17 protein-coding genes are annotated in these 18,143 nt (G+C 70.4%); 8 read left to right on the top strand and 9 right to left on the bottom strand.

Features of this window, described 5'->3' with window-relative positions; translation table 11 throughout:
* Positions 1–68: 68 nt before the first annotated feature.
* Complete coding sequence (locus MO1_RS09285; protein WP_036309646.1) at positions 69–479, top strand: DUF4383 domain-containing protein; 411 nt, start codon at positions 69–71, stop codon at positions 477–479.
* Positions 479–1,012, top strand: a complete 534-nt coding sequence (locus MO1_RS09280) for a hypothetical protein (RefSeq protein WP_060915869.1) — start codon at positions 479–481, stop codon at positions 1,010–1,012. The genes MO1_RS09285 and MO1_RS09280 overlap by 1 nt, the downstream gene beginning before the upstream one ends.
* 166 nt (positions 1,013–1,178) lie before the next feature.
* Here MO1_RS09280 and araA read toward each other — a convergent pair whose 3' ends face one another.
* The 4 genes from araA to MO1_RS09260 form a co-directional block, all read right to left on the bottom strand.
* Entirely contained in the window at positions 1,179–2,681 is a 1,503-nt protein-coding gene (gene araA / locus MO1_RS09275) for an L-arabinose isomerase (protein WP_036309650.1), read from the bottom strand.
* A complete protein-coding gene (locus MO1_RS09270; RefSeq protein ID WP_060915868.1) occupies positions 2,678–4,297 on the bottom strand; it encodes a xylulokinase in 1,620 nt (539 codons plus the stop codon). The genes araA and MO1_RS09270 overlap by 4 nt, the downstream gene beginning before the upstream one ends.
* Positions 4,294–4,989: an L-ribulose-5-phosphate 4-epimerase gene (locus MO1_RS09265; RefSeq protein ID WP_036309653.1), complete on the bottom strand. Its 696-nt coding sequence runs from the start codon at positions 4,987–4,989 to the stop codon at positions 4,294–4,296. The genes MO1_RS09270 and MO1_RS09265 overlap by 4 nt, the downstream gene beginning before the upstream one ends.
* Positions 4,990–5,204: 215 nt before the next feature.
* Entirely contained in the window at positions 5,205–6,197 is a 993-nt protein-coding gene (locus tag MO1_RS09260) for a substrate-binding domain-containing protein (RefSeq protein ID WP_060915867.1), read from the bottom strand.
* Positions 6,198–6,326: 129 nt separating this feature from the next.
* Here MO1_RS09260 and MO1_RS09255 point away from each other — a divergent pair, with 129 nt between their 5' ends.
* From MO1_RS09255 to MO1_RS09245, 3 genes are read left to right on the top strand one after another with little or no spacing between them, the layout of a single operon-like run.
* A complete protein-coding gene (locus tag MO1_RS09255; protein ID WP_060915866.1) occupies positions 6,327–8,117 on the top strand; it encodes an alpha/beta fold hydrolase in 1,791 nt (596 codons plus the stop codon).
* 34 nt (positions 8,118–8,151) lie between these two features.
* On the top strand, positions 8,152–10,134 hold the full coding sequence (locus MO1_RS09250) for a M13 family metallopeptidase (RefSeq protein WP_060915865.1): 1,983 nt from the start codon (positions 8,152–8,154) through the stop codon (positions 10,132–10,134).
* Positions 10,131–10,655: a 2'-5' RNA ligase family protein gene (locus MO1_RS09245; RefSeq protein ID WP_060915864.1), complete on the top strand. Its 525-nt coding sequence runs from the start codon at positions 10,131–10,133 to the stop codon at positions 10,653–10,655. Before MO1_RS09250 ends, MO1_RS09245 begins: the two co-directional genes overlap by 4 nt.
* Positions 10,656–10,849: 194 nt before the next feature.
* Here MO1_RS09245 and purU read toward each other — a convergent pair whose 3' ends face one another.
* Both purU and MO1_RS09235 read right to left on the bottom strand, forming a co-directional pair.
* Positions 10,850–11,728, bottom strand: coding sequence for a formyltetrahydrofolate deformylase (gene purU / locus MO1_RS09240; RefSeq protein ID WP_036309658.1), 879 nt, complete (start codon positions 11,726–11,728; stop codon positions 10,850–10,852).
* 64 nt (positions 11,729–11,792) lie between these two features.
* On the bottom strand, positions 11,793–13,277 hold the full coding sequence (locus MO1_RS09235) for a peptide MFS transporter (RefSeq protein ID WP_060915863.1): 1,485 nt from the start codon (positions 13,275–13,277) through the stop codon (positions 11,793–11,795).
* 132 nt (positions 13,278–13,409) lie between these two features.
* On the opposite strand from MO1_RS09235, the gene MO1_RS09230 reads away from it, so the two are divergent.
* Both MO1_RS09230 and MO1_RS09225 read left to right on the top strand, forming a co-directional pair.
* A complete protein-coding gene (locus tag MO1_RS09230) occupies positions 13,410–14,300 on the top strand; it encodes a WcbI family polysaccharide biosynthesis putative acetyltransferase (RefSeq protein WP_060915862.1) in 891 nt (296 codons plus the stop codon).
* Positions 14,301–14,318: 18 nt separating this feature from the next.
* Positions 14,319–15,014 carry a hypothetical protein gene (locus MO1_RS09225; protein ID WP_060915861.1) on the top strand — a complete coding sequence of 232 codons (696 nt, stop codon included), beginning with the start codon at positions 14,319–14,321 and terminating at the stop codon, positions 15,012–15,014.
* Positions 15,015–15,023: 9 nt separating this feature from the next.
* On the opposite strand, the gene MO1_RS09220 is transcribed toward MO1_RS09225, so the two are convergent.
* Entirely contained in the window at positions 15,024–16,205 is a 1,182-nt protein-coding gene (locus tag MO1_RS09220) for a cobalamin-independent methionine synthase II family protein (RefSeq protein ID WP_060915860.1), read from the bottom strand.
* Positions 16,206–16,271: 66 nt separating this feature from the next.
* Between MO1_RS09220 and menC the strand changes: the two genes are divergently transcribed.
* The gene (menC, locus tag MO1_RS09215; protein WP_060915859.1) at positions 16,272–17,405 is read left to right on the top strand and encodes an o-succinylbenzoate synthase; all 1,134 of its coding nucleotides are present in this window, start codon (positions 16,272–16,274) and stop codon (positions 17,403–17,405) included.
* Positions 17,406–17,422: 17 nt separating this feature from the next.
* On the opposite strand, the gene MO1_RS09210 is transcribed toward menC, so the two are convergent.
* Both MO1_RS09210 and MO1_RS09205 read right to left on the bottom strand, forming a co-directional pair.
* Positions 17,423–17,692 carry a hypothetical protein gene (locus MO1_RS09210; protein WP_060915858.1) on the bottom strand — a complete coding sequence of 90 codons (270 nt, stop codon included), beginning with the start codon at positions 17,690–17,692 and terminating at the stop codon, positions 17,423–17,425.
* Positions 17,693–17,761: 69 nt separating this feature from the next.
* A complete protein-coding gene (locus MO1_RS09205; RefSeq protein WP_060915857.1) occupies positions 17,762–18,136 on the bottom strand; it encodes a MerR family transcriptional regulator in 375 nt (124 codons plus the stop codon).
* Positions 18,137–18,143: the final 7 nt, after the last annotated feature.

Below are 18,143 nucleotides of genomic sequence, written 5' to 3'. Positions count from 1 at the left end.
ACGAATCACCTGCAGCACCACCACATGCAGGGATCGCGGCACCCGTCGCACCAACGGAGGGAAATCCCATGACCAGCTCACCCAACCGCCTCGTCGCCGTCATCTTCGGCGCCGTCTACATCCTCGTCGGGCTGCTCGGCTTCACCGCCACCGCAGGCGTCGACTTCCTGGCCACCGACGGCGGACTGTTGCTCGGCATCTTCATGGTCAACCCGCTCCACAACATCGCGCACCTCCTGATCGGTGCCGCGCTGCTGATCGGCGGGCTGTCGAACGTCCGCGCCGCCAAGGGCGTCAACATCGTCGTCGGAGCCGCTTACCTGCTGCTCGGCATCGTCGGCTTCTTCATCGTCGGAAGCGCGGCCAACATCCTCGCGCTGAACACGGCTGACCACTTCCTGCACCTCGCGAGCGCTCTCGTGCTCCTCGGCGTCGGCGTCGCCGCTGACAAGCAGGTCTCGCCGCGCGCGGCCGTCTGATGTCGCCGTCCGCCCTGGTCCGCTCCTGGCCCGCGCTCGCCGCGTGGGGAGCCGGACTGGTGGAGCTCGGGCTGGGTGCGGGCGCGATCGTGAAGGGTGCCGATGCCGCCGACCGCGGTATCGGCATCCTGCTGGCAACTGTCGGCGCGACCACCCTCGTGTGGGGCGTCATCACTCTTTCGCGGGGACGGGTGGCGCCGCGGTCGGGCGCTGCCGTCTCCCTCGTCGGCATCGTGGCGCTCGCCGCCGTCATGCTGGCCGGCCCGCGGCAGATGAGCATCTACCCGGTGGTCGTATCGATGGCGCTGGCGCTGGCCGTCGGGGTCGTCTCGGCCGTCGCCCTGCGCCGTGACGGCCGAGGGCGTGCCCACCCGGTCGCTCGCACCGCGGCCCGGACCAGCGTCGGCGGCCTCATCGTCGGCGCCTTTCTGCTTGCGGGTCTGGTGACGCCGGCTCTCGCCGCGACGCCGATCGGCAGCGATGCTCCCGGGGCGTCGGTCAACGAGGTGTTCATGCCGGGCCACGGGCACTGAGCTCGTCCGGTTGCGGATGCAATGGATCGGCGGTGACACGCCGACACCTGGTCGGATGCCGCGGCGAGCCGCCCGACATCCCTTGCATCGCGTGACGCCCGGCACCGTGTTAGACGAGAGAACGCCCCGACATCCGTGAGGATGTCGGGGCGTTCTGGTGTGCGTCTTACAGACCGCGCGCGAGGCGGTAGTACGCCTGGTTCCAGCGGATCTCCTTCTGGAACCCGCGGACGGTCGTGTCCTCGTCGATGACGAGCAACTCGGTGCCGGCGATGTCGGCGAAGTCGCGGAACACCTCGATGCCCACGGCCGTCGTCATGACGGTGTGGTGCGCGGCGCCGGCCGCGAGCCAGCAGGATGCCGAGGTCGCGAAGTCCGGCGACGGCTTCCAGACCGCGCGGCCCACCGGTAGCTTCGGCAGGTCGGGGGCGTCGACGTTCTCGACGACGTTCGCGACGAGGCGGAACCGATCGCGCATGTCGCTCATCGCGACGACGAGGGCAGGACCGGCATCCGCCGTGAACACCAGGCGCACGGGGTCGGCTTTGCCGCCGATGCCGAGCTCGTGCACCTCGAGGCGCGGCTTCGACGTCGTGAGCGAGGGCGACACCTCGAGCATGTGCGCGCCGAGGATCCGCTCGTTGCCGGGCACGAGGTCGTAGGTGTAGTCCTCCATGAGGCTCGCCCCGCCGGGAAGGCCCGAACCCATGACGTTCGCGACGCGCACGAGGATCGCCGTCTTCCAGTCGCCCTCGGCGCCGAAGCCGTAGCCCTCGGCCATGAGGCGCTGCACGGCGAGGCCGGGCAGCTGCGTCAGCGCGCCGAGGTCCTCGAACGACGTCGTGAACGCCCCGAAGCCGCCGGCTTCGAGGAACGAGCGCAGGCCGATCTCGATCGCCGCGCCGTCGCGGAGCGACTGGTGCCGGTCGGCGCCGGGCAGCAGCTCCGCGGCCACGTCGTAGGAGGCCACGTACTCCTCGACGAGCGAGTCGATCTGCGCGTCGGATGCCTGGGCCACGGCATCCGCCAACTCGTTCACGCCCCACGTGTTGACCTGCACGCCGAACTGCAGCTCGGCTTCGGTCTTGTCGCCCTCGGTGACGGCGACGTAGCGCATGTTGTCGCCGAAGCGGGCGAGTTTGAGTGTCTTGACGGCCTGCCAGCCGGCGGCGGCGCGCTCCCAGTCCTCGATCTGCTGCACGACGACCGGGTTCGAGACGTGGCCGACGACGGTCTTGCGGGGAACCCCGAGGCGCGTCTGGATGTAGCCGAACTCGCGGTCGCCGTGAGCGGCCTGGTTCAGGTTCATGAAGTCGAAGTCGATGTCGTTCCAGGGCAGCTCGACGTTCGCCTGCGTGTGCAGGTGCAGGAGCGGCTTGCGGAGCGCGTCGAGGCCGGAGATCCACATCTTCGCGGGGCTGAACGTGTGCATCCACGCGATGACGCCGATCACCGAGTCGTCAGCGTTCGCGTCGAGCGCGAGGCGGCGGATCGACTCCGAGTCCTTGAGGACGGGCTTCCACTCGACCCTGACGGGGAGGCCGGCGAGCCCGTCGGCGACGGCCTGGGACTGCTCGGCGACCTGCCGCAGCGTCTCCTCGCCGTAGAGGTTCTGGCTGCCGGTGACGAACCAGACGGTGTACTGCTCGAGGCTGGTGGAGAGGGTCATGCTGTTCCTTCGTTCGATGAGTGGATGCCGCGAAGCGGCAGCGCGGTGACGGCGGCGGACTCGACGGCGAGACCGTCGCGGTAGCGCGCGAGATAGTCGGTGAACCCGGCGACGTCGGCCGGGTCGGGGTTCACGGTGGCGGATGCCGCCCCCGCGAAGACGTGGTCGGTGAGGTAGGAGGACAGGTCGGTCCCGCGCTGCGCTGCCGCGAACGTCGCGAGCACGGCCATGCCCCACGCGCCGCCTTCGGCCGCCGTGTCGCCGACCGTGACGGGGGCGTTGAGGGCGCCCGCGAGGAACCGCTGCGCGACCCCCGCGGTGCGGAACACGCCGCCGTGCGCGAACATCTCGTCGAGCTCCACACCCTCCTCGGCGAGCGTCTGCATGCCGATCGCGAGCGTCGCGAAGACCCCGTAGACCTGTGCGCGCATGACGTTCGCTAGCGAGAAGTCCGCGTCCGGCGTCCGCACGACGAGGGGGCGGCCCTCGTCGAGGCCGGCGATCGGCTCGCCGCTCAGGTGGTTGTACGCGAGGACCCCACCGGCATCTGCTCTGCCCTCGAGAGCTTCGCGGAGGAGTGTCTCGTACACGGCGTCCGTCGAGAGAGACTGACCGGATGCCGCGGCGAACCGCGCGAACAGTCCTGCGAACGACGCCAGCTCGCTCGCTCCGTTGTTGCAGTGGACCATTGCGACCGGGTCGCCGGCGGGCGTCGTGACGAGGTCGATCTCGGTGTGGACCCGCTCGAGCGGACGCTCGAGGACGACCATCGCGAAGATGCTCGTGCCTGCGCTGACGTTGCCCGTTCGCGGCGAGACGGCATTGGTGGCGACCATGCCGGTGCCGGCATCGCCCTCGGCCGGCGCGGCGAGCGCCCCGGGACGGAGGGTGCCGGTCGGGTCGAGGAGGGTGGCACCGTCGGGGGTGAGCGTTCCGGCATCCGCTCCCGCGGGGAGGACCTCGGGGAGGAGGTCGGTGAGGCTGCGGCCGGCGAGGAAGTCCGCGGCGTGCGCGTCGTACGCGGCGACGCGGTCGCGGTCGTAGCCGCCGGCGGTGTCGATCGGAAACATGCCAGACGCGTCGCCGACGCCGAGCGCGAAGCGGCCCGTGAGCTTCTCGTGCACCCAGCCGGCGAGGGTGTTGATCTTCGCGATCGACGCGACGTGCGCCTCGTCGTCGAGCACGGCCTGGTGAAGGTGTGCGATCGACCATCGGAGCGGGATGTTGACGCCCAGCAGGTCGGTCAGTTCCGCGGCCGCCGCTCCCGTCGAGGTGTTCCGCCACGTGCGGAACGGGACGAGCAGGGTGCCGTCGGCATCGAAGGCCAGGTAGCCGTGCATCATCGCCGAGACGCCGATGCCGGCGAGGTCGGTGAGCTCAGCGCCCTGGCGGCGGACGTCGGCGACGAGGTCGGCGTAGGCGGCCTGCAGGCCTGACCAGATCGCGTCCTCGGCGTAGGTCCAGACGCCGCCCTCGAGCGCGTTCTCCCACTCGTGGCTGCCGACGGCGAGCACGGTGGTCGGGTTCTTCGCATCGACGAGGCACGCCTTGATGCGGGTCGAGCCGAGCTCGATGCCCAGCACTGCGCCGCCCGAAGAGATGAGCGCGGCGCTCATCGGCGCGCGTCCGTGCTCTGGCCGTACACGTTCTGATAGCGGTTGTAGAGGGCGTCGATCTTCTCCTGCGGGATCGGAATCAGCTCGCCGCCCTGGCGCGCGAAGTGGACCGTCCGGGCGGCGTCCTCGCACATGACGGCTGCCTTCACGGCATCCTTCGCGCTGACGCCGATCGTGAACGGTCCGTGGTTCTGCATGAGGACGGCGCGCGACCGGTGGCCGCTCAGGGTCTCGACGATGCCGCGCCCGATCGAGTCGTCGCCGATGATCGCGAACGGTCCGACGGGGATCGGGCCGCCGAACTCGTCGGCCATGCCGGTGATGACGCAGGGGATCTCCTCGCCGCGCGCCGCCCAGGCGACCGCGTAGGGGGAGTGGGTGTGCACGACACCGCCGACGTCGGGCATGTTCCGGTACACGTAGGCGTGCGCGGCGGTGTCGCTCGAGGGCGAGCGGTCGCTGCCGGGGGTGCCCGGAACGACGGTGCCGTCGAGGTCGCAGAGGATCATGTTCTCGGGCGTGAGGTCGTCGTAGGAGACGCCCGACGGCTTGATGACGAACAGGTCGGCGCCCGGGACGCGGCCCGAGACGTTGCCGCCGGTCCAGACCACCAGGCCGTAGCGGACGAGTTCAGCGTGGAGAGCGGCCACGTCCGCGCGGACGGCGGCGATCGCCTCGTCGAGATCGGTCATGCTCTGATGTTATCGGTAACATCCCGGTTTGGCCACGACGGGATCGGAGCATCCGCCGGCGGCGCCCGGACCCGGCGGGCCGAACTCCGGATGGATCGCCCGATCGGCCCGATCGGCGCCCCGCGGACCCCGGATCCTCCGGAGAACGGCCCGCGGCCGGCCGCGCACCGCGCCGCCGGGCACCCGGCGGGAGCGCACCCGGCGGGCGCCCACCCTCAGTCGCGCGGCACCGCCGTCGACGCGCGGGCGACCAGCACCGGCTCCGCCGCTGCTCCCGCCGCCGGCAGCCCCAACGCCTCCGCCACGACTCGACGCGCTTCGCCCGCGGTGTCGACGCGGACCGTGGTCAGCGCCGGTGTGTAGAAGGCGGCATCCGCGTTGTCGTCGAACCCGGTCACCGAGACGTCCTCGGGAACGCGCACCCCCGCGGCGACGAGTCCCGCGATGAGCCCGAGCGCCATCTGGTCGTTCGCCGCCGCGACCGCCGTCGGCCCGATCTCGCCTCGCACCGCTGCAGCCACCTCGCCGGCCAGGGCCGCCCCGGTGGACGCACTCCAGTCGCCGCGCCAAACCGCCGCCGGACGGATGCCGGCGGTCGCCAACGCCGCCTCGGCACCCTCGTCGCGGGCCGTCGCCTCGAGCCAGTCGGTCGGTCCGGCGAGCAGTGCGATACGGCGATGCCCGAGCGCGACGAGGTGATCGATCGCGAGGGCCGCCCCGAAGCGCTGCCGCTCCGCACCGTCACCGGTGTGCAGTGCCGCGAGCGGAGTCTCGCCGGCGACGCGGCGGAGGGCGGGGAGTGTCGCGGTGTGCGCAGCGACGACGATCAGCGCGTCGACGCCCTGGGCGAGCAGTCGCTGGGCGGCATCGGTGACGGATGCCGGGTCCGCGGCATCCGCGTAAGCCGTCGCCAGCCAGCGGTCCGCCTCGCGGGCCGCGGCGTCGAGCGCGGCGATGCCGGCGCCGGGGCCCCACAGGGTCGCATCGGAGGCAACGACGCCGACGGTGCGCGTCGTCGAGGTGCCGAGCGAACGCGCGGCGTTGTTGACGCGGTAGCCGAGTTCGGCCATCGCCGCCTCGACGCGAGCGCGGGTCTCGGGGCGGAGGTTCGGGCTGTCGTTGATGACGCGCGACACGGTCTGCGTCGATACCCCCGCCCGCGCGGCGACGTCGCGCACACTGGCGCGCATCGTCCCGGCCCGTCCCATGGCGCTCACTGTATCCCTCGGCGGGCAAGGCCCCTTGCACGGGTCGCGGTCCGCTGTCGAGGAGACGGAGCGATCCCGCGCGGGCGATTAGCGTGGACGTTTCGACGCCGACAACGGAGGAGGGACCGGATGCGGCTGCTGCAGCGACTCGCGCTCGGGCGCTTCTACGCGCGCCTGCCCGAATGGGTCCGCGTCGTCGTCGCGGTGAGCGCGGTCGTCCTCGGGATCGTCATCGTCATCCGCCCGACGACGGCTCTCGGCGTGCTCGCGTGGCTCATCGGCGGCGGCATGGTGCTCACCGGCGTCCTCGAGCTGACGGGGCGCGACGGCGAGGGTAAGCGTCCGCGCTGGCGCACCGTGACGGGGGCGGCGTGGCTGCTCGGCGGACTCGTCGTGCTCCTCACCCCCGGGCTGACCGTGCGGGTCGTCGCGACGCTCGTCGGCATCCTGCTCCTTGCCGCGGGCGCGCTGGGGATCGTCGCGGTCTTCGCGAAGGGCCGCACGCTCGATGCCCGCATCGCGGATGCCGCCTTCTCGATCTCCGGCGTGATCTTCGGCGTCCTCGCGCTCTTCTGGCCCGACATCACGCTCCTCGTCGTCGCCGTGGTCTTCGGGGCGCGCCTCATCATGAGCGGCGTCGCCGACCTGTGGACGCGGATCCGCCGTCGCCGCGACACGCAAGCCGCGCGCCGTCATGAGCCCCGCCCGTTCCGCCGGTGGGGGCGCACGGTGACGGCTCTCGTCTCGGTGGCGCTCGCCGTGACGACGGCACTCGTGACGGTGCCGCTTCGCGAAGGATCCACCGTCGTCGACGACTTCTACGCCGCGCCGCGTGACATGCCGAGCGAGCCGGGGCGGCTCATTCGGGCGGAGGCGTTCACCGCCGGCATCCCGGTGTCGGCGACGGCCTGGCGCATCCTCTACACGACCACGGGCGTCGAGGGCGACGTGCGGGTCGCGAGCGGCGTGGTCGTCGTGCCGAAGGAGGGCGACGGGAAGTGGCCGATCATCGACTGGAACCACGGGACCACCGGCTACTCCGAGAACTGCGCCCCCTCGCTGCAGCCGCGCGGACTGTGGTCGGGCGCGCTCTACATCCTGCCGACGATCATCCGGCAGGGGTGGGCGGTCGTCGCGACGGACTACATCGGCCTGGGCACCGAGGGGCCGCATCCGTACCTCATCGGCCCGCCGAGCGCGACGGCATCCCTCGACTCCGTGCGCGCCGCGCGTGAGCTGCAGGATGCCGACCTCGGCACCCGCACGGTCATCTGGGGCCACTCGCAGGGAGGCGCAGCGGCCCTCTGGGCGGGGTCGATGGCCCGCGAGTACGCCCCGGAGCTGTACGTGCAGGGTGTCGCGGCGCTGGCTCCCGCGAGCGATCCGCCCGCGCTCGTGCAGAACATCTCGAGCGTGACGGGCGGCAGCATCTTCGCGTCCTACGCCTTCGCGTCGTTCTCGTCGATCTACGACGACGTCTCGTACGACGATTACGTGCGCCCGGGTGCCGACACCGTGCTCAGACAGATGTCCGAGCGCTGTCTGAGCGATCCCGCGATCGTCGTGTCGGTCGCGGCGTCGCTCGGGATGAGCGGTGATCCACGCCTGTTCTCCGAACCCCCGGCATCCGGTCCCCTCGGGGTGCACCTCCGTGCCAACCGGGCGCCGCTCACCCAGAACGCCCCGGTGCTCCTGGCTCATGGCGGGGCGGACAGCGTCATCCCGGTCGCGACCCAGACCGCGTTCGTCCGGGAGATGTGCGCGGCCGGGCAGGTCGTCGACTACCGCATCTACGACGGCTACGAACACGCCGGGGTCGTCGAACGCCCCTCGCCCCTCCTCGATGAGCTCATCGCGTGGACGACGGCCCGTTTCGCGGGTGAGCCGGCGCCGGAGAAGTGCTCGACCACGCGGGAATGAGCCGGGGTCCGAACGCGGCCATAGGGTGGGACGCATGACCGAGAACACCCTTCCCTCCGGCATCGACCTCGACGAACTGAGCACCGAGGTCCGCCCGCAGGACGACCTGTTCCGCCACGTGAACGGCTCGTGGCTCGAGCGCACCGACATCCCCGAGGACAAGGCGCGCTGGGGCTCCTTCCACCTCATTGCCGAGCAGGCCGAGAAAGACGTCAAGACGATCATCGAAGAGTCGACGGATGCCGAGCCGGGCACCGAGACGCGCAAGATCGGCGACCTCTACGCGAGCTTCATGGACACCGACGCGATCGAGGAGAAAGGCGCCGAGGCGATCGCGCCCCAGCTGGCGCTCGTCGATCGGATCACCGGCATCCCGACCCTGCTGAGCACCGCCGGGTCTCTAGAGCGCGAGGGCGTGCCTGGGATCTTCGGCACCTACATCGAGCCCGACCCGGGAGGCCCGCAGCGGTATGTGATGTTCCTCGTGCAGGGTGGGCTGTCGCTCCCCGACGAGAGCTACTACCGCCTCGACAACTTCGAGAAGACCCGCGCCGCGTTCCGCGCGTACGTCGCGAAGCTCTTCACTCTCGCGGGCGTCGAGAATGCGGACGAGCAGGCCGACCGCGTCGTCGACCTCGAGACGCAGATCGCGTCGCACCACTGGGACAACGTCCGCAGCCGTGACGCCGTCGCGACCTACAACCTGATGTCGTGGGATGCCGTCGTCCAGCTCACGGGCGTCGATCTCGCACCCTGGCGCGACGCCGTCGCCCCCGGCAAGGCGGGCATCATCGAGGAGGTCGACGTCAACCAGCCGAGCTTCTTCGAGGGTCTCGGCACGCTCCTCGCCGAGAATCGGCTCGAGGACTGGAAGGCGTGGCTGCGACTGCAGGTCATCCGCTCGTCGGCGCCGTTCCTGTCACAGGCGTTCGTCGACGCGAACTTCGCGTTCTACGGCACCGAGATGACCGGGGTGCCCGTCAACCGCGAGCGCTGGAAGCGCGGTGTCTCCCTCGTCGAGGCCGCGCTCGGTGAAGCAGTCGGCAAGGTCTACGTCGAGCGTCACTTCCCGCCGCGTGCGAAGGAGGAGATGGACGTCCTCGTCGACAACCTGATCGCGGCGTACCGGCAGTCGATCTCGTCACTCGAGTGGATGACGCCCGCCACGCGCGAGCGCGCGCTCGAGAAGCTCGAGGCGTTCACCCCGAAGGTCGGCTACCCCGTGAAGTGGAAGGACTACTCGGCTCTCGAGATCGACGCATCCGACCTCATCGGCAACGTCCGCCGCTCGAACGCATGGCAGCATGACGAGCAGCTCGCGAAGCTGGGTGCGCCGATCGACCGCGACGAGTGGTTCATGACGCCCCAGACGGTCAACGCGTACTACAACCCGCTCATGAACGAGATCGTCTTCCCCGCGGCCATCCTGCAGTTCCCGTTCTTCGACATGGAGCGCGACCCGGCAGCCAACTACGGCGGTATCGGCGCGGTGATCGGTCACGAGATCGGTCACGGCTTCGACGACCAGGGGAGCGCGTTCGACGGCACCGGTGCGCTCAACGACTGGTGGACCGACGAGGACCGCGCATCGTTCACGGAGCGCACGAAGACGCTCATCGAGCAGTACAACGAGCTCGTGCCCCGAGGGCTGTCGGAGGACAACACCGTCAACGGCGCCCTGACGATCGGCGAGAACATCGGCGACCTCGGCGGTCTCGGCATCGCGATCAAGGCCTACCGGCTGCACCTGGCGTCGACCGGGTCGACGGATGCCGACGGTCCCGTCATCGACGGACTCACCGGCATCCAGCGACTGCTCCTCAGCTGGGGTCAGATCTGGCAGCAGAAGGGGCGGGATGCCGAGACGATCCGCCTGCTCACGATCGACCCGCACTCGCCGAACGAGTTCCGCTGCAACCAGATCGTCCGCAACATCGACGAGTTCTACGCCGCCTTCGACGTGACCGAGGCCGATGCGCTCTGGCTCGATCAGGACAAGCGCGTCACGATCTGGTGACCGCGGTGCGCGGCGCGCCGGTCGTCAGCATTGAGCTCGAGTTCGATGCGACGACCGAGCGCGCCGTGCGCGCGGAGTGGCAGGCGCTCGCCGATGCGGGGTTGTCGAGCCTCGCCGCGCACACCTCGCCGTCGAACGCTCCGCACGTGACGCTGCTCGTGCGTTCCGCTGTGTTTCTGTCGTCGGTGCCGCTGCCCGTCGCGTTCCCCGTGACGTTGGGTGCCGTCGTGCTGTTCGGTGCGGGGGAGCGGCGTGTGCTCGCCCGCTCGATCGTTCCCTCGGCCGACCTGCTCGCGCTGCACGCGGCTATGCACGCCGCCGCGGGACCGGGTGACGACGCTCCGCACACCGCACCCGGCGAGTGGATGCCGCACGTCACCCTCGCGCGCCGGATCAAGGTCGCCGACCTCGAGCGCGCGCTGCCCCTCCTGGGTGACCCGATCGTCGGCGTCGCCCGCGGCCTCCGGCGGTGGGACGCGGCGTCCGCCACCGTCACCGAGCTGGGGGAGTTCGGCGGCTGACCCCGGTGCACGGCTCGTCCGCGATGCCTGCGCGTTCCCCTGTCACGACCCGCCGTGTGGTGCTGCAGTCGCGTCCCTGAACGCGCGCGACGACTCGCGTCCCTGAAGCGTGCCGAGGTCTCATTCCGGGGACCTGTGATGTCGCTCCGGCACCGCGCAGACGACGAATCGAGTCCCCGGAACCCGCCCCCGCGTCAGAAGACGATCGTGTGGTTTCCGTGGCGGATGACGCGGTCCTCGGAGTGCCAGCGGACGGCACGCGAGAGCACCTGGCGCTCGACGTCGGCGCCGCGACGGACGAGCTCGGCGGTCGTGTCGGCGTGCGTGACGCGGATCGTGTCCTGCTCGATGATCGGGCCCTCGTCGAGGTCGCCCGTGACGTAGTGGCTCGTCGCGCCGATGAGCTTGACGCCGCGCTCCTTCGCCTTGCGGTACGGCTCGGCGCCGATGAACGCGGGCAGGAACGAGTGGTGGATGTTGATGACCGGCACGCCGAGCTCGTCGAGGAACTCCGGCGACAGGATCTGCATGTACCGGGCGAGCACGACGAAATCGACGTTGCCCTTCAAAAGCTCGAGGATCTTCGCCTCAGAGGCCGACTTGTCGGGCCCGGGCGTCGACGGCACGTGGAAGAACGGCACGCCGAACGAGCGCACGTCATCGGCCGACGACGTGTGGTTCGAGATGACCATCGGGATGCTGGTGGGCAGCTCGCCGCGGCGGTTGCGCCATAGCAGGTCGAGCAGGCAGTGGTCCTGCTTCGACGACAGGATCGCCATGCGCTTGGGCACCGACTGGTCGGTGAGAGACCACTCCAGGTCGAACGGCTTCAGCGTGTCGGCGATCTCCGTCTCGATGACGGGACGCTGGCCGGCGAAGTCCGGGCGGTAGAAGACGACGCGCTGGAAGTACGCTCCGCCGCGCGGGTCGTCGGAGTACTGATCGAACTGCACGATGTTGCCGCCGATGCGCGTGATCATCGCCGAGACGGCAGCGATGATCCCCGGGCTGTCCTTGCCGTGCACGATGAGGCAGGCGTGGTCGGGGTGGAGCTGTGGGGCGGGCGACGTCATCCTTTGATTCTGCCCTGCGACGAAGGATGCCGCCGACCGCCCCGGCCGCGACGCGCGCGAACTCTCAGCGGACGCCCTTCATGAGCGCGAGCACCGGCTTCACGCAGACGAGGAGCAGGACGCCCATCACGATCGAGATCAGACCGAGCGTCGCGAAGTAGGGAACCTCGTTCGTCGGGTCGTAGAGCGTCGCGAGCTGCCCCGAGATCGCGGTGCCGAGCGACACCGAGAGGAAGAACAGCGCGACCATCTGCGTCTGGAACCGTTCCGGTGCGAGCTTCGTCGCCGCGGAGAGCCCGACGGGCGAGAGCATCAGCTCGGCGACCGTGAAGACGAGCAGGATGCCGACGATCGCCAAGAGCGGCGTCGAGTTCTCCCCGCCGCCCGCGAACGGCAGGAACAGCAGGAACGCGACGCCCATGACGGCGACGCCGACGGCGAACTTGACCGGTGTCGACGGTTGGCGTGAGCCGAGCTTCGACCAGATGGCGGTGAACACACCCGCCAGCAGGATGATGAACACCGGGTTGATCGACTGCACCCACGGGATGGGCATCTCCCAGCCGAACAGGTTCCGGTTCAGGCGCTCCGCCGAGTACAGCGTCACGACCGTGAACTGCTGCTGGTAGAGGGACCAGAACACGACCGACGTGACGAACAGCGGCAGGAAGCCCCACACCCGACTGCGTTCGGTCGCGGTGATCTGACGGCTCAACAGAATGACCGCGAAGTACGCGATCGCGGCGAGGATGACCGCGCCGATGACGATGAGCGCCAGGTTGTCGGCGCGGACGACGCCGGTGAGCACGAGCGCGACGACGACGACGACCGCCGCCACGCCGATCCCTGCGACGAGCGGGTACCGCCCGCGCGGCAGCGGGTTGGGGACGTGACGCGATTCGGCGGGGAGGCTCCGCCGACCGAACGAGTACTGCGTCAGCCCGAGCGCCATGCCGAGCGCGGCGAGCCCGAACCCCCAGTGGAAGCCGAGCGCGCTCTGCAGCAGTCCGGTCAGGATGGGGCCGGCGAAGGCGCCGAGGTTGATGCCGAGATAGAACAGCGAGAAACCGGCATCCCGTCGCGCATCATCGGCGGTGTAGAGGGTGCCGACGACGCTCGTCGCGGTCGCCTTGAGCCCGCCGGATCCGAACGCGACGAGGATGAGGCCGACCGTCACGCCCGCGAAGCCGGGGAGCAGCGCCAGGGCGATGTGCCCCGCCATGATGACGATCGCGCTGAAGAAGAGCACGCGCTCGGCGCCGAGGATCCGGTCGGCGACCCACGCGCCGAGAACGGTGGACAGGTAGACGGCGCCGCCGTACGCGCCGACGATGCTCGCCGCGACGGTCTTGTCGACGCCGAGGCCGCCGTCGGCGACCGAGAAGTACAGGTACAGGAGCAGGATGCCCTGCATGCCGTAGAAGCTGAAGCGCTCCCACATCTCGACGCCGAACACGTGCGCGAGCGCGAACGGCTGACCGAAGAATCGGGTGTCGCGCTCTGCGGCGGCGTCGGAGGAGGGCAGGTCGACGGGAGGTACGTTCCGCATTCGTGCCAGGCTAGGCGGCGATCCTGGATCAGTCGCACAGGTTGCGAGGCATCCGCCGCGGGTGTACATGAGGCTGTCCGTCGGATGCGCAAGCCGTTGGTGCGAACGGATGCCGCCTGCGATTCTCGAGCGATGACCGATCCGCAGACCGCCCGTCGCGCCCACTACGCCACGTTCTATGGCGACCTACCCGCCGCGGGGTACGGGGTCGTCGTCGGCAACTGCCAGGCGGAGTCGGTGCGCCTGGTCCTCGACTCCGACGAGCTGCCGCTTCTCCGGATGCCGCCCGTCCACGAACTGGATGCCGCCGACGCCGCCCGCCTCCACGAGGTGCTCGCGGGCGCCTCGGTGCTCATCGCTCAGCCGGTGAAGGCCGACTACCACGGCCTCCCGCTCGGCACGCGGCAGCTCGCGGCATCCCTCCCGCCCTCCGGTCGCGCCGTCACGTTCCCCGTCGTCCGGTTCACCGGCCTGTATCCGTTCCAAGCCGCGCTTCACGTGCCCGGGACGGAAGAGGTGCCGCCGATCGTGGCGTACCACGACGTCCGCACGCTCGCGGAGGCCGCCGGTACCCCCGTCCGGTCAGAGCTGAGCGCCGACGCGGTGCGGGCCGAGGCGGCCGATTCGCTCGCGGAACTGGAGCGTCGTGAGCAGTCCCTCGACGTCTCGATCTCGGATCTCTTCGCCGAGCCGCGCTTCGAGCTCGTCCGCACCGTGAATCACCCCGGCAACGAGGTGATCCTCGAGATCGGCGACCGCGTCCTCCGCGCGCTCGGACGTCCGGGCACCGCGACCGACCCCGGCCGGCCGCTCCTCGACGTGGTGCACGCGCCCCGCGAGCCGTGGGTGATCGACGCGTGGGGGCTCGATGCCGAGCCGCGCACCGGCTGGACCCTGAACGCGCTTCCCCTCGACCCGGCCGAGGTCCGCGAGGCGCATCTCGAGTGGTACCGGCGACATCCTGATTTCGTGCGCGGTGCTCTCGAGCGGCTGCGGCCGAGCATCGAGCGCTGGCGGCGCTGATCGGCGTAGCGTGGCGGCATGGCTGACGCGCTCGACATCCGCGAACTGCACACGATCGACGAGATGGTCGCGGCGAGCGGTGTCTTCGAGGCGGTCTGGGGTTCGCCGGACGGGGGGATGCCGCCCAACCTGCTGCGCGCCCTGGAGCACTCCGGCAACTACGTCGTCGGGGTCTACGACGGCGAGCGGATGGTCGCGGCATCCGCGGCGTTCTTCGGTCCCCCGGGATCGCGGAGCATGCACTCCCACGTGACCGGCGTGCTGGCCGACGCGCAGGCGCGCGGGATCGGGCGGGTGCTGAAGGCGCACCAGCGCGAGTGGGCGTTCGCGCACGACGTCGGCACGATCACGTGGACGTTCGACCCGCTCATCGCCCGGAACGCGCACTTCAACCTCGAGGTGCTCGGTGGGCGCGTGACCGACTACCTCGTCGACCACTACGGCGACATGGGCGACGCGATCAACAGCGGCGACGAGAGCGACCGGCTCCATGTCGCGTGGCACCTCGCCTCGCCGGTCCCCACTCCGGACGCCGCCGACGTGGTGGCCGTGGTCCCCATCCCCGCCGACGTCGAGCGTCTCCGCGTGGATGATCCGGATGCCGCGGCCCGAGCACGCCGCGAGGTGCGAGACGCGTTCCACACGCACCTCGCCGCGGGCCTGGTCGTCGGCGGGTTCCGCACGAGCGAGGGCTACCTGTTCACGCGGAGCTGAGCCGCGCGGTCAGCCTGCTCGCCGGGCGCCCTCGCCGAGGGCCTCGAGCTTCGCCCACGCGATGTCGGGGTGGATGCGTCCGCCGAGGCCGCAGTCCGTCGAGGCGATGACGCGGTCGGCCCCGACGATGTCGGTGTAGCGGCGGATGCGCTGCGCGACGAGCTCGGGGTGCTCGACGACGTTCGTGGCGTGGCTGACGACGCCCGGCACGAGGACGAGGTCGTCGGGGATCTTCGCATCGGCCCAGACGGCGAACTCGTGTTCGTGTCGCACGTTCCCCGCCTCGAACGAGATCGACCCGACGTTCGCTTCGAGGACGACCGGGAGGATGTCCTTCAGCTCGACGTCGGTCGTGTGCGGGCCGTGCCACGAGCCCCAACAGAGGTGCAGGCGCACCTGCTCCTTCGGGAGCCCCTCGATCGCCCGGTTGATCGCCTCGATGCGGACGCGGGTGAACGCCTGGTAGTCCGCGATCGAGGGCTCGGGGTCGATCTGATCGAAGTTCTCGGCGAGCGACGGGTCGTCGAGCTGCAGGATGAGGCCGGCGTCGGTGATCGCCCGGTACTCCTCGCGGAGCGCGTCCGCCCATGCCTCGATGTGTTCCTCGTCGGTCGCGTAGTAGTCGTTGTGCACGCGCGCCGCGGAGCCCGGCGCGATCGCCGTGAGGAAACCCTGCTCGCCGTCTCGGAGCGCCGCGGTGAGGTTCCGGATGTCGGCGGCCACGGCCTCGTGGCCGCGGTAGGTGATCGGCCCGGTCGTCGTCGGGAAAGCGGTGGCGATGCGGCCGGACTCGACGGCCTCGGCGTAGACCGAGGGGAAGCGCTGACGGTCACGACGGCCGAGGAAGCTCGTGAGGCGGATCTGGCCGGGAGTCGACAGGGTCGGTGGCTCGGTGAACGCGTTGACCTCGGTGAGGGACAGCCCCGAGACGCGCTGGAACGAGTAGCCCCACCACGCGCCGTAGTCGACCGGGTTCGTCATCGCTTTGCCGAACTCGCCGTCTCCGACGAGCGTGATCCCCGCAGCGCGCTGGCGCTCGACGACCTCGGCCACCGCGAGGGCGGTGAGCGCTTCGGCCTCGGGGCTGGGAAGCAGGGTGAAGCCGTCCTCGGCGAACGCGCGGGCCGCGTTGGCCTCGATGAGTGCGGTGGAGCGGGGCAGGCTGCCGGAGGTGGTCGTTGAGAGGGGCATTGCCCGAGTCTAGGAATCCGGTGCCGTCGGTGCATCCGGCGCGCAACCGCCCGTAACCTGACCCCTATGCCGCTCGCTTCGCACGCCGCATCCGTCCGTCTTGAAGAGATCGAACTGCGGGTGCTCCAGATCCCGCTGGTCGCCCCGTTCACGACGTCGTTCGGCACTGAGACCGTGCGCGAGGTCATCGTCGTCCGGGCCCGCACCGACGTCGGCGAGGGCTGGGGGGAGATCGTCACCCAGAGCGCACCCCTCTACTCGAACGAGTACACGCAGGGGGCGTGGGACGTCGCGACGCGCTGGCTCGTCCCCGCGCTGCTCGACCGCCGTGCGCTCGCGCCCGAGGACGTGGCTCCGACGCTCGAGCCGTTCGTCGGGCATCGCATGGCGAAGGCGGGTCTTGAGCTCGCCGTCATCGACGCGGCGCTCCGCTCCGAAGGGCGCTCCTTCGCGTCGTACCTGGGCGGAGCGGCGGCGATGATCCCGTCGGGGGTGAGCGTCGGCATCCAACCCGATCCCGCGGCCCTGGTGGAGACCGTCCGCGGCTACCTCGATGAGGGCTACGTGCGGATCAAGATCAAGATCAAGCCCGGCCGCGACATCGCCGAGACGGATGCCGTGCGCTCCGCGTTTCCCGACATCCCCCTGCAGGTCGACGCGAACTCCGCGTACACGCTCGCCGATGCCGACCTGCTCGCGCAGCTCGACCGCTTCGGACTCCTGCTCATCGAGCAACCGCTGCAGGAGGACGACATCGTCGACCACGCCGCGCTCGCCCAGCAGCTCAAGACGCCGATCTGTCTCGACGAATCGATCACGTCGGTCAAAGCGGCGCGCGACGCGCTCGCCCTGGGCGCGACGACCGTCATCAATGTGAAAGCGGGCCGCGTCGGCGGGTACCTCGAGGCCCTCCGGATCGCGGACCTCTGCGCGTCGGCCGGCATCCCGGTGTGGTGCGGTGGAATGCTCGAGACGGGCATCGGCCGAGCCGCCAACGCGGCGCTCGCCGCGCACCCCGGCTTCACGCTGCCGGGCGACGTCTCGGCATCCGCTCGCTTCTACGCGCGGGACATCGTGACGCAGCCCGCCGTGCTCGAGGACGGGCACGTGCGGGTGCCGACCGGGCCGGGGCTCGGGGTCGAGATCGATTCCGAGGCGCTCAAGGCGTTCACCGTCGCGCGGGAGACCCTGCGCGCCTGAGGCTCAGCGCGGGGTCGTCACCAGAGGATGCCGCCGCCGACCGAGATGCCGCCCCACGTCAGCAGTACGAAGATCGCCGCGAAGACGACCGGGGCGATGCCTTTGCCGCTGCGTGCGAGGCCTTTGAACAGGGCGATCACGACGAGCACCGTTGCGACGAGCGAGAGCCCTCCGCCAAGCACAAAGCCGATGAACAGCGGGATCGGCATGAGGAGCAGGCCCGCGAGCCCCACCCAGAAGGCGGCCCAGGCGGTCGGATTCGTGCGGCGTTCGGTGGCGTAAGACATGTGTACATCCTCGCGGACCGTCCTGGCCGGCGCGATGGGGCTGTCCCGAACCATCCGTCGTGCTAGGCATCAGCGCGGGAGGAGATCGGCGTGGGGAGACCTGCGGAGGTAGAGGGCGACAGAGTCGCGACTCTTGGAGAGGCATGCCATCCGATCATCCAGCACCTGCAGTTCAGCGGCGAGCTCTTCAGCGAGCGCCCGTGTGCACGAGGGAGGCTGTGTCGAGCGGCAGTCCGCTTCGAGGTCCAGCACGACCTTGACCATCCGGGTCGACAGCCCGGCCTGGATGAGACCGCGCACCCGCCGGGCGCGGTCGACGGCGTCCTCGTCGTAGTCCCGGTAGCCGTTGTCGGTGCGTTTCGACGCCAGCAGACCCTGCTCCTCGTAATAGCGCAGCATCCGCTGGGGGATGCCGGTGCGCGCCGTGACCTCGCCGATCTTCATCCGCTCC

The organism is Microbacterium oleivorans NBRC 103075 (assembly GCF_001552475.1).
GTDB classification, from domain to species: domain Bacteria; phylum Actinomycetota; class Actinomycetes; order Actinomycetales; family Microbacteriaceae; genus Microbacterium; species Microbacterium oleivorans.
The sequence above is the reverse complement of the archived record's forward strand: the minus strand, read 5'-3'. Positions and strand labels throughout refer to the sequence as shown.

What these genes read in the sequence shown, in the direction of transcription:
- MO1_RS09220 (WP_060915860.1), bottom strand. Translation starts at nt 16,205, where the DNA reads ATGCCCCTCTCAACGACCACCTCCGGCAGCCTGCCCCGCTCCACCGCA.
- MO1_RS09285 (WP_036309646.1), top strand. Translation starts at nt 69, where the DNA reads ATGACCAGCTCACCCAACCGCCTCGTCGCCGTCATCTTCGGCGCCGTC.
- MO1_RS09260 (WP_060915867.1), bottom strand. Translation starts at nt 6,197, where the DNA reads ATGGGACGGGCCGGGACGATGCGCGCCAGTGTGCGCGACGTCGCCGCG.
- MO1_RS09230 (WP_060915862.1), top strand. Translation starts at nt 13,410, where the DNA reads ATGACCGATCCGCAGACCGCCCGTCGCGCCCACTACGCCACGTTCTAT.
- MO1_RS09280 (WP_060915869.1), top strand. Translation starts at nt 479, where the DNA reads ATGTCGCCGTCCGCCCTGGTCCGCTCCTGGCCCGCGCTCGCCGCGTGG.
- MO1_RS09265 (WP_036309653.1), bottom strand. Translation starts at nt 4,989, where the DNA reads ATGACCGATCTCGACGAGGCGATCGCCGCCGTCCGCGCGGACGTGGCC.
- MO1_RS09270 (WP_060915868.1), bottom strand. Translation starts at nt 4,297, where the DNA reads ATGAGCGCCGCGCTCATCTCTTCGGGCGGCGCAGTGCTGGGCATCGAG.
- MO1_RS09205 (WP_060915857.1), bottom strand. Translation starts at nt 18,136, where the DNA reads ATGAAGATCGGCGAGGTCACGGCGCGCACCGGCATCCCCCAGCGGATG.
- araA (WP_036309650.1), bottom strand. Translation starts at nt 2,681, where the DNA reads ATGACCCTCTCCACCAGCCTCGAGCAGTACACCGTCTGGTTCGTCACC.
- purU (WP_036309658.1), bottom strand. Translation starts at nt 11,728, where the DNA reads ATGACGTCGCCCGCCCCACAGCTCCACCCCGACCACGCCTGCCTCATC.
- MO1_RS09250 (WP_060915865.1), top strand. Translation starts at nt 8,152, where the DNA reads ATGACCGAGAACACCCTTCCCTCCGGCATCGACCTCGACGAACTGAGC.
- MO1_RS09210 (WP_060915858.1), bottom strand. Translation starts at nt 17,692, where the DNA reads ATGTCTTACGCCACCGAACGCCGCACGAATCCGACCGCCTGGGCCGCC.
- MO1_RS09225 (WP_060915861.1), top strand. Translation starts at nt 14,319, where the DNA reads ATGGCTGACGCGCTCGACATCCGCGAACTGCACACGATCGACGAGATG.
- menC (WP_060915859.1), top strand. Translation starts at nt 16,272, where the DNA reads ATGCCGCTCGCTTCGCACGCCGCATCCGTCCGTCTTGAAGAGATCGAA.
- MO1_RS09235 (WP_060915863.1), bottom strand. Translation starts at nt 13,277, where the DNA reads ATGCGGAACGTACCTCCCGTCGACCTGCCCTCCTCCGACGCCGCCGCA.
- MO1_RS09255 (WP_060915866.1), top strand. Translation starts at nt 6,327, where the DNA reads ATGCGGCTGCTGCAGCGACTCGCGCTCGGGCGCTTCTACGCGCGCCTG.